Source organism: Roseicella aerolata (assembly GCF_020523605.1).
Taxonomy (GTDB): Bacteria; Pseudomonadota; Alphaproteobacteria; order Acetobacterales; family Acetobacteraceae; genus Paracraurococcus; species Paracraurococcus aerolatus.
This window is the reverse complement of the sequence record NZ_JAJAQI010000056.1, coordinates 1-13,024: the sequence shown is the minus strand read 5'-3', so window position 1 is coordinate 13,024 and position 13,024 is coordinate 1. Positions and strand designations below refer to the sequence as shown.

Annotated in this window: 8 protein-coding genes; 3 read left to right on the top strand and 5 right to left on the bottom strand. The window is 68.9% G+C overall.

From position 1 onward, the window contains the following. Positions 1–27: 27 nt before the first annotated feature. The 4 genes from LHA35_RS24480 to LHA35_RS24465 all read right to left on the bottom strand — a co-directional run bounded on the left by LHA35_RS24480 (position 28) and on the right by LHA35_RS24465 (position 5,227). On the bottom strand, positions 28–1,302 hold the full coding sequence (locus LHA35_RS24480; RefSeq protein WP_226613460.1) for a class I SAM-dependent RNA methyltransferase: 1,275 nt from the start codon (positions 1,300–1,302) through the stop codon (positions 28–30). Further along, positions 1,295–1,726, bottom strand: coding sequence for a DUF2721 domain-containing protein (locus LHA35_RS24475; protein WP_226613458.1), 432 nt, complete (start codon positions 1,724–1,726; stop codon positions 1,295–1,297). Before LHA35_RS24475 ends, LHA35_RS24480 begins: the two co-directional genes overlap by 8 nt. Before the next feature lie 31 nt (positions 1,727–1,757). Continuing rightward, positions 1,758–3,056, bottom strand: coding sequence for an acyl-CoA dehydrogenase (locus LHA35_RS24470; RefSeq protein WP_226613456.1), 1,299 nt, complete (start codon positions 3,054–3,056; stop codon positions 1,758–1,760). 131 nt (positions 3,057–3,187) lie between these two features. After that, entirely contained in the window at positions 3,188–5,227 is a 2,040-nt protein-coding gene (locus tag LHA35_RS24465; protein WP_226613454.1) for a DEAD/DEAH box helicase, read from the bottom strand. Between the two features lie 179 nt (positions 5,228–5,406). On the opposite strand from LHA35_RS24465, the gene LHA35_RS24460 reads away from it, so the two are divergent. The 3 genes from LHA35_RS24460 (at position 5,407) to LHA35_RS24450 (ending at position 8,971) form a co-directional block, all read left to right on the top strand. Further along, positions 5,407–6,105 carry an alpha/beta fold hydrolase gene (locus LHA35_RS24460; RefSeq protein ID WP_226613452.1) on the top strand — a complete coding sequence of 233 codons (699 nt, stop codon included), beginning with the start codon at positions 5,407–5,409 and terminating at the stop codon, positions 6,103–6,105. Positions 6,106–6,391: 286 nt separating this feature from the next. Beyond that, positions 6,392–7,369 carry a Bug family tripartite tricarboxylate transporter substrate binding protein gene (locus LHA35_RS24455; protein ID WP_226613451.1) on the top strand — a complete coding sequence of 326 codons (978 nt, stop codon included), beginning with the start codon at positions 6,392–6,394 and terminating at the stop codon, positions 7,367–7,369. Positions 7,370–7,753: 384 nt separating this feature from the next. Next, positions 7,754–8,971, top strand: coding sequence for an ABC transporter substrate-binding protein (locus tag LHA35_RS24450; protein ID WP_226613449.1), 1,218 nt, complete (start codon positions 7,754–7,756; stop codon positions 8,969–8,971). 307 nt (positions 8,972–9,278) lie between these two features. Here LHA35_RS24450 and LHA35_RS24445 read toward each other — a convergent pair whose 3' ends face one another. Continuing rightward, entirely contained in the window at positions 9,279–12,737 is a 3,459-nt protein-coding gene (locus tag LHA35_RS24445) for a family 16 glycosylhydrolase (protein WP_226613447.1), read from the bottom strand. Between the last annotated feature and the right edge of the window lie 287 nt (positions 12,738–13,024).

Here is a 13,024-nt window from a genome sequence, read left to right as displayed (position 1 = left end):
CGGCGGGGATCAACCTGTTCCGGCTGACTATCGGGCGAAAACCACCACGCTCTCGAGATGCGGGGACCAGAGAAACTGGTCCACCGGTGTCGCCGCCAGCACCCGATACCCGGCCCGCGCCAGGATCTGCGCATCCCGCGCGAGGGCCGCGGGATTGCAGGAGACATAGATCATGCGTGGCACCCCGGCGCGCGCCAGCAGCGGCAGCTGCGCGGCCGCCCCGGCATAGGGCGGGTCGAGCACCACAATCGCGAATTCTTGCAACTCTTTCGGCAGGAGCGGCTGCCGGTCGAGGTCCCGCCGCGCCGGCTTCACCCGCGCACCTGCCTTGCCGGCGGCGGCCGATAGTGCAGCGACAGACTCCGCCATGCCCTCGAAGGCCGCCACGCGCGCCCGTGCGGCGAGCGGGAAGCTGAGGGTGCCGCTGCCGGCATAGAGATCGGCGATGGCGGCACGCGGCGGCAGCTTCTCCGGCAGCCCCGCCAGCACGGCCCCGACGATCGCCGCCTCGCCCGCCAGGCTGGCCTGCAGGAAGGCGCCTGGCGGCGGCGCGACAGCCACGCCCCCGAAGCGGATGGCGACAGGGCCGAGTTGCGCCGCCGTCTCGGCGGGGCCGTCACCGCGCGCCCAGGCAATGCGGGGGATGCCGTGCTCTGCCGCGAAAGCCGCGAGCAGCGCACGCCCGGGCGCCTCCAGGGCGCCATCGGTCCGCAGCAACAGGTCCGGCCCGGTCTCCAGCAGGTTCACCACCGCGGAGCCATCGCGCTTCAGCGCCGGCAGGCGCTTCAGCAGCGCCCGCAGCGGCTCGAACAGCGCGATGATGCGCGGGTCGAGCACGGCACAGGTCGTGAGGTCCAGGACCGCCTTGCTGCCGCGCTCATGGTAGCCGAGCGCCACCACGCCGCCCGGCCCGCGCCGCAGCGCGAGGTCGGCACGCCGCCGCGTTGCGGGTGGCGTCCGGGCGAGCGGCGCAACCGGTGCTTCCGGAAAGCCTGCCCGGGCCAGCGCCTCGACCAGCTTCGCGCGCTTCCACTCGGCATAGGGCGCGTCCGCCCAGTGCTGCAGCGTGCAGCCGCCACAATCCGGAAAATGCGGGCAGGCGGGCGCCATGCGATCGGGGGAGGGGGCCAGGATGTCCAGCGCCTCGGCCGCCAGCGCATCGCCACGTTTCCCGGTCAGGCGTGCCCGCACGCGTTCCCCGGGCAGCGTCGCCGGCAGGAAGACGGTCCGCCCCTCCAGCCGGGCGATGCCGTCACCGGCGGCGCCCAGCGCCTCCACGGTCAGGTCCAGGGTGTCAGTCATCATGCGCCAGGGGCAGGTGATGGGAGGCCAGCCGTACCTCCCGGAAGAACAGCGCCAGCGCACCGATCAGCGCCAGCATGGCCAGGACCAGCAACGCACCCAGCAGCCAGGCGACGCGCAGGCCGAGGAAGATGCCGATGAAGGAGGCAACGATCAGCATGCAGAGCAGGATCGCCGCCAGCACGCAACCGGCGATCGCGGCATGCACGAACCGCGCGCGCCGGGCAAGCCGCAGACGCTCACCCGGCAGGGCGGGCGAGAGGCCGTTGCGGATGGCCCTCTCCCGGTCGATCAGCCGCCCGAGCCGGCCGGCCAGCACGTTCAGCAGGCCGAAGATGCCTGTCAGCAGGAAGGCCGGTGCGATGGCGAGCTGGATGGCGTGCTCCAGCTCCTGCACATCTTCCGGCCCGAAGACGCCGGGCATGCTGCGCCGCCCGGCGCCCGTCCTGCGGCCCTCAGCCGCCGAAGGCGTTCAGCCCGGTGATGGCACGGCCGAGGATGAGGGCATGCACGTCATGCGTGCCCTCATAGGTGTTCACCGTCTCCAGGTTCATGACGTGGCGGATCACGTGGTACTCGTCCACGATCCCGTTGCCGCCATGCATGTCGCGGGCGACGCGGGCGATGTCCAGCGCCTTGCCGCAGTTGTTGCGCTTCACCAGGCTGATCATCTCCGGCGCCGCCTTGTCCTCATCGAACAGGCGGCCGACGCGCAGCACCGCATGCAGGCCCAGCGTGATCTCGGTCTGCATGTCCGCCAGCTTCTTCTGGATCAGCTGGGTCTGCGCGAGCGGCCGGCCGAACATCTTCCGCTGCATGGTGTATTCCCGCGCGCGGTGCCAGCAGTCCTCGGCCGCGCCCATGGCGCCCCAGGCAATGCCGTAGCGGGCGCGGTTGAGGCAGGAGAAGGGGCCGGCGAGGGACTTCACGCCCGGCAGGCGGTTCTCCTCCGGCACGAAGACCTCATCCATCATGATCATGCCGGTGATGGAGGCGCGCAGGCTGAACTTGCCCTCGATCTTCGGGAAGGTCAGGCCCTTCATCCCGCGCTCCAGGATGAAGCCGCGCAGCACGCCTTCGTCATCCTTCGCCCAGACGACCGCGATGTCGGCGATCGGGGAGTTGGTGATCCAGGTCTTCGAGCCGCTGATCAGGTAGCCGCCATCCACCTTCTTCGCGCGGGTGCGCATGGAGGAGGGGTCGGAGCCGGCATCGGGCTCGGTCAGGCCGAAGCAGCCGACGAATTCGCCGGTGCGCAGCTTCGGCAGGAACTTCTCCTTCTGCGCCTCGGAGCCGAAGGCATAGATCGGGTACATGACGAGCGAGGACTGGACGGAGAAGGCGCTGCGGTAGCCGCTGTCCACCCGCTCCACCTCGCGCGCCATCAGGCCGTAGGCGACATAGGAGATGCCGGCGCAGCCATAGCCGTGCAGCGTGGCGCCGAGGAAGCCCATCTCCCCGAACTCGTTCATGATCTCGCGGTGGAAGTGCTCCTTGCGGAAGGCCTCCTGCACGCGCGGCAGCAGCTTCTCCTGGCAGAACTGGTGTGCGGCGTCGCGGATCATCCGCTCGTCCTCCGTCAGCTGCCCTTCGAGCAGCAGCGGGTCCTCCCAGACGAAGGGCGGCGTGGAGCGGCGGACGGCCGCGCTCTGCGGCGCGACGACGGCGGTGTCGGACGCGCCGGAGGAGGGGATGGCAACGGGATTGGCGATGTTCATGGCGATCTCCTCGGTGGCCCGACCGGGCGTGCTCATGGGGCGCAATCTGGCGCGGGGCAGGGAGTCCCGCAACCGGGGGTAAAACGCAGAAGCGGCCAGGGAGGCCCTGGCCGCGCGCATGGCTGGCGAAAGAAACAGGGGGCGGACCCCCGGGAGTCCGCCGCCGCTTACGCTGCCTCCTGCTCCGCCGCGCTCTCACGCCGGGGGCGAGGGATCGGGATCAGCATGAAGGCCGGCACGGCATCGCCGAAGCCCCGCACCGCCGGGCCCAGATCGTCCCGGTCCCGCCGGCGGTCATCGCGGTCGCGCCGGCGGTCATCGCGCTGGCCCTGGTAGCGGTCGCGCTCGAAGCGTTCGCGGTCGCCGCGTTCAGGACGCTCGCCACGGTCGTAGCGATCGCCACGCTCTGCTTCCGCGCGCTGCGGACGCTCGCGCTCGCGCTCGCGCTCGCGCACCGGGCCGCGATCGCGCTCGGGTCGGTCCCGGTCGCTCCGCTCATGCCGATCCGGCCGATCCCGGTCGCTCCGTTCCGGGCGTGCGCGGTCGCGGTCCCGGCCGCCGGCGGCACGCTCGCGCTCGCCACGCTCCGGACGGCTGCCGCGGCCGCCGCGGTCACGCTCGCGCTCCCGTCCACGGGCGGCATCGCGCCCGCCGCGGCCACGGCCCTTCGGGCGCGTCGCCGCCTCGGCGATCTCCTCGTTGCTGACGGGATCCAGCCCCTCGATCTCGATGCGCGGGATGGGCACGCCGGTCAGCTTCTCGATCGCCGCGACATTGCGCGCATCATCGGCGGTGGCGATGGTATAGGCATGGCCCTGCCGGCCCGCGCGGCCGGTACGGCCGATGCGGTGGACGTAGTCCTCGTCGCGGAAGGGCACGTCGAAGTTGAAGACGTGGCTGAGCCCGCCGATGTCGATGCCGCGCGCCGCGACGTCGGAGCAGACCAGCAGCTGTAGCTCGTTCGCCTTGAAGCGGTTCAGCGTGGCGAAGCGGCTGGCCTGGTCCATGTCGCCATGCAGGGCGCCGACCGAGAAGCCGTGCCGCTTCAGCGATTTGTAGAGGATATCGACATCGATCTTCCGGTTGCAGAAGATCAGCGCGTTCTGCACGTCCTCCCGCCGGATCAGGCGGCGCAGCGCCTCCCGCTTGTCGAGTTCGCGCGTCCAGAGCAGGCCGGTCGTGATCGTCGTCGCCACGGAGGCGGGGGCGGAGACGCTGATTTCCTTCGGGTTCTGCAGGAAGGCATCCGCCAGCTTCCTGATCTCCGGCGCCATGGTCGCCGAGAAGAACAGCGTCTGCCGCATCCCCGGCAGCATGGAAACGATGCGCTCCACATCCGGGATGAAGCCCATGTCGAGCATGCGGTCGGCCTCGTCGATGACGAGCACCTTGCAATCTGCAAGCAGGATACGGCCGCGGTCGAACAGGTCGAGCAGTCGGCCCGGGGTCGCGATCAGGACGTCCACGCCCTTCTCGAGCACGGCGCGCTGGTCATTCATGCTCTCGCCGCCGATCAGCAGGGCATGCACCAGGTTCAGGTGCTTGCCGTACTTCACGAAATTCTCGGCGACCTGCAGCGCGAGTTCGCGCGTCGGCTCCAGGATCAGGCTGCGCGGCATGCGCGCCTTGGCCCGGCCGCTCGCCAGGATATCGAGCATCGGCAGGGTGAAGCCGGCGGTCTTGCCGGTGCCGGTCTGGGCGCAGCCCAGCACGTCGCGCCCCATCAGCACGATGGGGATGGCCTGCTCCTGGATCGGGGTCGGCGTGACATAGCCGGCTTCGGCGACGGCGCGCAGGATCGGCTCGGACAGGCCGAGATCGCCAAAGGTGACGCGCGGGGCGGCGGCCTCCTCGGCTTCCTCCTCCTCGTCGTCCTCGTCATCCTCCTCCTCCTCGGACTCGTCCTCCGCGGCAGAGGCTTCGTCCTCCTCCGGCTCGTCCTCTTCCTCTGCGGCCTCGACGGCCTCCGGCGCATCGTCCTCCGGCTCGTCCTCGACGACCGGTGCAGCCTCGGCCACGGGCTCGGCGGGCGCGGAGGCTTCCACCGCAGCTTCGGTGGGCGCCGGAATCTCGGCAGGTGCAACCGCATCCGGCACGGGCGCGGCGATATCGGTGACGTTGTGCGGGAGGTCGGCTGCCGCGGGGGCAGGCCGGTCAGGGGTATCGGTCAAGTGCGATCGGTTCCTTCGCCGGGACGGCGGCGGCATGGCGGCCGGTGCCCCAGCGGCATATGCTGGTCGGCAAGGGCCGAAAACCGACGCCCGGCGTGCCGAATCACGAGGCCGCCGTTCCAGGTCCGGCGGCCATATGCGCTTTCACGGGCGGAAAATCAAGCATTGCGGGCGATTGTGCCGCCCTTCGGGCACGACTATGGGGCATGATCGCCATGCCCGAACCGATCAGCCTCCTTCTGCTCCCCGGCCTGCTCTGCGATGCGCGGCTCTGGCGCGACCAGGTCGCCGCCCTGGCTGGCGAGGCGGAATGCCGGGTGGCCGATACCACCCTCGATGACAGCCTGGCCGGCATGGCCCGGCGCGTGCTTGCCACGGCGCCGCCGCGCTTCGCGCTCGCCGGCCTCTCCATGGGCGGGTACCTCGCCTTCGAGATCCTGCGCCAGGCACCGGAGCGGGTGACGCGGCTCGCGCTGCTGGACACCTCGGCCCGGCCGGACACGCCGGAACAGGCGCGCCGCCGCCGCGGGCTGATGGCGCTCACGCGGTCCGGCCAGTTCCGTGGCGTGACCCCGCGGCTGCTGCCGCAACTCGTCCATCCCGACCACCTGGCGGGGCCAGTGGGGCAGGCAGTGATGGCGATGGCGGAGCGGGTCGGGCGGGACGCCTTCCTGCGCCAGCAGGCGGCCATCCTCGGCCGTCCCGACAGCCGGCCCGACCTGGCCGGCATCCGGGTGCCCACGCTGGTGGCGGTGGGGGAGGCGGATGTGCTGACACCGCCCGAGCTTTCCGAGGAGATCGCAGCCGGGATCCCGCGGGCCGTGTTTCACCGGATCCCCGGCTGCGGCCATTTGCCGCCGATGGAAGCGCCCGAGGCGACGGCTGCGCTGCTGCAGGGCTGGCTCAAGGCATAGCCTCGTGCGCCGGCTGGTCCGGACGAATCGCCCGGCCTCCACAGCGGAAGAACGCCAATGGCCAGGGCGGAGCAGAACGGGGGATTCCACCCGGGCGACGATGAGGTACCGCGGGCTGCCTCTCCGGTTCGGACGTGGTCCGCTGCTGCACGGGTTCAGGCCGGTACCGGCCAGGATGCTGCGGAGCGGCCATGCGGTGGCGCCCCGACCTGCCGATGCACCGGCTTGCATGCCTGGCCCGCAACGGACAGGCTGCGGGCACAAGAACACTCCGGGAGGAACAACCATGGCCAAGATCGGCCGCCGCAGCGCCGCCGCCCTGGCGGCCGGCCTGCTCGCCGCACCTGCGCTCCGTGCGCAGGCGGCCTTTCCCAACAAGCCCCTGAGGCTGATCGTGCCCTATCCTCCTGGGGGCGTGACAGACCTCATGGGCCGCCTTGCCGCCGAGGCGATGGGCCGGCATCTCGGCCAACCCGTCGTGGTGGAGAACCGCGCCGGCGCCGGCGGCAGTATCGGCGCCAAGGTGGCGGCGCAGGCGGAGCCGGACGGGCACACCCTTTTCCTTGGCACCATGGCGACGCAGGGCGTCAATCCCGTGCTCTACCCCGACCCCGGCTTCGACCCGCGGCGCGACCTGGTCGGCGTCGGGATGATGGCGGACATGCCGAACGTGCTGATCTGCAATCCGCGCCGCTGGGACCCGGCGAATGCGCAGGAGGCGATCGCGCGGGCGAAGGCAGAACCGGGCAGGCTGCTCTTCGGCTCGGTTGGCAACGGCTCCTCCTCCCACCTCTCGCAGGTGATGCTTGCGCGCCTGGCCGGGATCGAGGTGGTCCATGTCCCTTATCGCGGTTCCTCACCCGCCATCGCAGCCATGCTGGCCGGGGAGTTGGACCTGCTCTTCGACGCCTCCGCCACCTCCACCTCGCATATCCGGGGCGGGGCGGTGAAGGCTCTGGCTGTGACCATGAACCGCCGTGTCGCCGCGCTGCCGGAGGTCCCGACGCTGGAGGAGGCCGGGGTCCGGGGCTACCACCTCAGTGTCTGGAACGGCGTCTTCACCCAGGCCCGCGTGCCGGCACCGGTGCTGGCGCGGCTGCAGCAGGCCTTCGATGCTTCCATGGATCAGGCGATGCTGGAGCGGCTGAAGGCGAATTTCACCGAGCCGCTGATCATCCCCGCGGCCGAGCTTCAGGACTGGCTGCGCCGCGACGCCGAGCGCTGGAGCACCATTGCGCGCGAGAGCGGCATCCGGGCGGATTGAAACCCGGGCCGCGCCCGGCAGCAGTGGGACCGGGCTGACCCGCGACCGGCAGCCCGCGCCGCGCCCCCGGCGCGCATCGGGAAGGCAATGCCACCGCCTCCGGGTCGGGCCAAGGCCGCCGCGGTGCGCGTCCCCTTCGTGCACGATGCCCGACGCTATGCGGCGGATGCCGGCCTCGCGCCTCTCCCGGGCCGAGCTGGCTGCCCCTGCCGCGCACCGAGGTGTTGCCATGCGGCAAGAGGCAGTGCCGCGCAGGCCTTCTGGCGCCGCATGAGGGCGCGCGTGCGGTGGCGGGCGCACCGGGCGGCCTGCGATCACGTTCCGCCATGCCCCTTTGCACCCTGGCCCCGATCGGCGCATCGTCGCGGCAGGGAGACAAGAGCCATGTCCAGGATTGAACGCCGCGCCCTTTTCGGCGGGATGGCGGCCCTGCCGCTTGCCGCCCCGGGCATTCTCCGTGCCCAGCCGGCCCGCCCCGTCCAGATCGGCCTGTTGAGCGACATGAGCGGCCCCTTCCGAGATGTCGGAGGGCCCGGCAACCGCGTGGCGGCGGAACTGGCCATCCAGGATTTCGGCGGCGGCGTGCTCGGCCGCCCCGTCACGGTGCGGCAGGCCGACGGCCAGAACCGGGCCGATGTCTCGGCGGCGCTGGCGCGCGAATGGATCGACAATGGCGGCGTCGATGCGCTGGCGGATGGCGCCGCCAGCTCCTCCGGCCTGGCGATCCAGGAGGTCTGCCGGGAAAAGAAGCGGATCTACATCATTACCGGCCCCGCCACCTCCGACATGACGGGCAGCAAATGCTCTCCCTACGGCATGCATTTCGGGTTCGACACTTATGCCCTGGCGCATGGCACCGGCACGGCGCTGACCAAGGCGGGCGGTGACAGCTGGTATTTCATCACCTCGGATTACGCTTTCGGCCATGCGCTGGAACGCGACACCATGGCCGCTGTGCGGGCCAATGGCGGCAAGGTGCTCGGGGCGGTCCGGGCGCCGCTGAACAATGCGGATTTCTCCAGCTTTCTCATCCAGGCTCGCGCCTCTGGCGCCAAGGTGGTCGGCATGGCCCTGGCCGGGGTCGATCTGCAGAACTGCATCAAGCAGGCGGCGGAGTTCGGCCTCACCCGCGGCGGCATCCGCATCGCCACGCTGCTGGTGCAGATTACCGACGTGGTCGCGCTCGGCCAGCGCACCTGCGAGGGGATGGTCTTCACCGACAGCTTCTACTGGGACATGACCGATGGCACCCGCGCCTGGGCCCGCCGCTACATGGCCCGCATGACCACGCCGCCCGGGCTGCAGCATGCGGCCGTCTATACCGGCGTGACGCACTGGCTGAAGGCGGTGCGGGACGTTGGCTCGACCGATGCCGATGCCGTGGCGGCGCGGATGAAGGCCATGCCGGTGAACGACATGTACAATAACGATGTCCGCATCCGGGAGGATGGCCGCACCCTCCACAGCATGTATCTCTGGGAGATCAAGAAGCAGGCCGAGAGCCATGGGCCATACGACTTCTGCAAGCTGATCACCACCATTCCAGCGGAGGAGGCCTGGCGCCCGTTGCGGGAGGGCGGCTGTCCGCTCGTCAGGATCTGACGGGAGCCACGGGCCGGATCGGGCGTTTTTGGGGCGGCTTATGGTCTCATGATGAAAGGTGAGGGACATGGACGGTAGCGATCTCGGCCGGCGCATGGGTTGGTCCCGGCAGGAGGCGATGGCCCGCGGCCGCCTGGCACTGCTCTGGCGCCGGCCGCTTGACGGCCCGGCAGGGAACGCCGCCGAATGCCTGCGGCTTGGCCGGGAGCCGCTCCGCCGGCTCGAACCATTGCGGCGGCGGACCTCGCAGCCGCGCCATTGAGCCGGCAGGCCCCGGAGGTGAGATGGAACTCGCTTCCGGGAGAAGCTAGGACGAGAATACGATGTCGCCCGAGGAGAGGCTTGTCACGCCAGGCAGGAAGATGGACTGGCCCTCGGTATAGGTGATCTGCAGGCCGGCGATCCCATCCGCATCACGCGCGGGGTTTACCCATACGGCTTCGGATGGGATGCCGCGCAGCATGATGCGGTCGATGCCGGGCTGGAAATCGGTGATGCGATCCAGGCCGTCCCATTGGCCGAAGGCGAAGGTGTCGCGCCCCGCGCCGCCGGTCAGGACATCCCGGCCTTGCCCGCCGATGATGAAGTCATCGCCCGGACCACCGATGACCGTGTCATCTCCACCGCCGGCGGAGACGTATTGCGCACGCATAGCGGCCGAGCGGTCGAAGTGGTCCGCACCGGCGGTACCCAGCAGCCGTGCATCGGCATAGACAATGTCTTCGGCGCGCAGAGCCGTGATGCCGTTGAGGGTCACGGTAGTCCCTGCTGCAAGCGTGAGCACGAGGCCGGCGCTGCTCTCGGTGATGCCCACCGAGTTCACGCCATAAACCAGGACCTTGTCGATGCCCGGCTGGAAATCGACGATGACGTTCTGGCCCTCGCCCGGCGCGAAGGCGAAGACATCGGCACTGTTGCCACCTCTCAGCCGATCATTGCCGCCGCCCGCCTCGATGCGGTCGCTGCCTGTCGTACCGATGATGGTGTCGGAGGACCAGGTGCCGACCAGCAGGCTTCCCTGGACGGCGGGCGGACGCCAGGGCACGGCGACGTCGCTGAACTGGTAGGCCCGGATATAATCGATGGAGAGCGTCGCGCTGGAGACGCCATCCGCCGGGCCGGGCCAACTGCCGGCGCCGCCCACCGCCAGGTTGGCGACCATGTACATCGGGCCGTGCATGTCGTCCGGCGTGGCCATCGAGTAGAGTTCGGTGCCATCAAGGTACCAGGTGAGCCGGTCCGGCCGCCAGGACACGGCATAGGTGTGGAAATCGAGCGAGAGCTCCTCGGACGAGTGATAGGTTGCCGATTGGGTTCCGGTTTGCGTGGAGCGGGTCGTCATGAGGAGCCTGCCGGGGGCGTCCCCAAGGATCTCCATGACGTCGATCTCGGGCGGCCAGGCGCCATCGTCACGCAGCAGCCAGAAGGCCGGCCAGAATCCTGCCCCTTCGGGGATCTTCGCCCGCATCTCGAAATAGCCGTAGGTCTGGACCGCGATGGTGTCGGAGGTGATGACCCCGCTGGAATAGGTGAGTCCGTTCGGCAACCCGGCCGTGGGCTTCGCGGTGATGTTCAGCCTTCCGTTGCCCGCGGCATCCAGGGTGAAGGGATTCGCTCCCATGGTGGGGTCCGCGTAGTATTGCGCCTCGTTATTGCTGGCGAGGGTCCGGTTGCCCCACATGAGGGTCGTGCGCCAGTTTGCCTTGCCGTTGGCGTCCAGCCCGCTTGAACTGCCCGAAAAGCTGGTGAAATCGTCGCTGAAGATCAGGCGGAGGCTGCCCATCAGCGATGCCTGGGGCAGCGCGAAATCGTCCATGCTGAAGGCGCTGAGTGTCTTACCCGCAAAGGTGACCGAATCGGTCGCTGAGAGCCGGAGCACGACATCGCTGCCGTTCTGGGTCAAGGCCGCCAGGACAACAGCGAAGCTGGTGAACTGGGCGTGGCCGCCACCGATGACGAGCCTGTCCACGCCATGCTCGAAATCTGTGATGAGGTCCCGGCCGGTGCCGGCCTGCATGACGAAGACGTCGGCGCCGGTGCCGCCGGTGAGGATGTCGTTGCCTGCACCGCCATCAAGGGTCTGGCTGCCAGCCCGGCCCGCCAGGATATTGGCCCGCTCGTTGCCGGTGCCGGCGCTGTTGGCGGATTGCACCGCGAGATTCTCGATATTCGCCGGCAGCCGGTAGGCAGGAAGGTAGCTCAGGACGGTGTCGATGCCCTCATCGGGCAGTTCGAGCACCTGGTCTTGCATGTTGTAGAGATGGTAGGTGTCATCGCCGCGGCCACCCGAGACGGTCGCGCCCCCGCCTGGGGTCCAGATCATGTCATTCGAGCCGGACCCGGATAGCGACGTCCCGGCCGCGCTGCTGGCCCATCCCAGCCAGTTTGTCGGAGGAGCACTCGCCGCCAACCAGGTTCCGATGGCATTAAACCCCGGCGTGACGGTCATGGTCGGCAGGATGAAGTCCCGCAGGCTGAAGGCGTCGAGGGTCTTGCCCTGGAAGGTGACAGCATCGGTACCGGAAAGGCGGAGGACAACATCGCTGCCGGACTGGGTCATGGCCGCTACGACCGCAGCGAAACTTGTGAACTGGCCGAAGCCGTCACCGATCCAGAGTGCGTCGACGCCGTTCTCGAAATCGGCGATGAGATCCCGGCCGGTGCCGGGCTGCATAACGAAGACATCGGCGCCGGCACCGCCGATGAGGAGGTCGTTGCCCGCACCGCCATCCAGCGTCTGGCTGCCCGCACCGCCCCTGATGATGTTGGCCAGCGCGTTGCCGGTGCCCGAGCTGCTGGCGTTCTGGACCATCAGGTTCTCGACATGGGCCGGTAGCAGGAAGGCGGACACATAGCTCACGATGGTGTCGATGCCCTGGTCGGGCAATTCGACCACCTGATCCTGCAGGCTGTAGAGATGGTAGAGGTCGTCTCCTGCGCCGCCGCTGACCGTGGCGCCGCCGCCCGGCATCCAGATCGCGTCGTTCCAGGCTGTCCCGGCGAGCTCGGTGCCGATACCTTGGTTGTTCCATGTCAGCCAGGTCACCGGAGAGTCACTCGCCGGGAGGACCGCACCGCCAGCGTTCAATCCCGGAGCAATGACAGAGGCGGTCAGGATGAAATCCTGCGCGGTGAAGACACCCAGGGTCTTGCCCTGGAAAATCACCGCATCGGTGGAGGAGAGACGCAGGATGACATCGGTGCCGACCTGGCTCATGGCCGCCCTGACCGCGGCAAAGCTGGTCAGTTGGCTATAGGCGGCGCCGATGGCGAGCCTGTCAACGCCATTCTCGAAATCGGTGATGAGATCCCAGCCGGTGCCGGCCTGCATGACAAAGACATCTGCGCCGGCACCGCCCCTGAGGATATCATCGCCCCGGCCGCCATCCAGCGTCTGGTTGCCCGCGCCGCCCGCCAGGATATTCGGCATGTCGTTGCCGGTGCCGGCCGCACCGTCACTTTCGACCACGAGGTTTTCGACATTGGCCGTCAGCCTGTAGGTTCTGGCATAGCTCCGGACGGTGTCGATGCCGCGGCCGGGTAGTTCGACGATCTCGTCAGATGCGTTGAAAAGATAATAGGAATCATCACCAGCACCGCCGGAGACGATGGCGCCGGTGCCGGGTGTCCAGATCGCGTCATGGCCGCGGGTCCCGCTGAGCTGGGAGCCAGCGGGTGCGCCGTCCCAGCGCAACTCCACCACCGGATATCCACTTGACGCGAGCCACACGCCCCGTGCGTTCAATCCTGGCGTGATCGGCGTCATTGGTATCTCCGGTCCAGGCTGTGCTGCGATCCGGCGCCACAACCTTTACTTAACATTGTTAATTAGTATTCAACTTAAAATTGTACAACCTGCGTCGGCGGTCAATAGGGTGTACATATAGATTCAATATTGCATCGAATCCGGTGCGATCCTCTGCATCCCTGTTAGTCTTACTGTGTCAAAGCTTTCCGGTCTTCCTATATGTGGGGGATGGTAGAGAGGCAGACAAGGCGGCCGAGGACGGGCGAGGCGCGGTTCGCGGCCTATCTGGGGGCGATCACGGCGGG

Excerpts from the sequence above, each read along its gene's own strand:
- LHA35_RS24480 (WP_226613460.1), bottom strand. The coding sequence starts at position 1,302 with ATGACTGACACCCTGGACCTGACCGTGGAGGCGCTGGGCGCCGCCGGT.
- LHA35_RS24475 (WP_226613458.1), bottom strand. The coding sequence starts at position 1,726 with ATGCCCGGCGTCTTCGGGCCGGAAGATGTGCAGGAGCTGGAGCACGCC.
- LHA35_RS24470 (WP_226613456.1), bottom strand. The coding sequence starts at position 3,056 with ATGAGCACGCCCGGTCGGGCCACCGAGGAGATCGCCATGAACATCGCC.
- LHA35_RS24465 (WP_226613454.1), bottom strand. The coding sequence starts at position 5,227 with ATGCCGCCGCCGTCCCGGCGAAGGAACCGATCGCACTTGACCGATACC.
- LHA35_RS24460 (WP_226613452.1), top strand. The coding sequence starts at position 5,407 with ATGCCCGAACCGATCAGCCTCCTTCTGCTCCCCGGCCTGCTCTGCGAT.
- LHA35_RS24455 (WP_226613451.1), top strand. The coding sequence starts at position 6,392 with ATGGCCAAGATCGGCCGCCGCAGCGCCGCCGCCCTGGCGGCCGGCCTG.
- LHA35_RS24450 (WP_226613449.1), top strand. The coding sequence starts at position 7,754 with ATGTCCAGGATTGAACGCCGCGCCCTTTTCGGCGGGATGGCGGCCCTG.
- LHA35_RS24445 (WP_226613447.1), bottom strand. The coding sequence starts at position 12,737 with ATGACGCCGATCACGCCAGGATTGAACGCACGGGGCGTGTGGCTCGCG.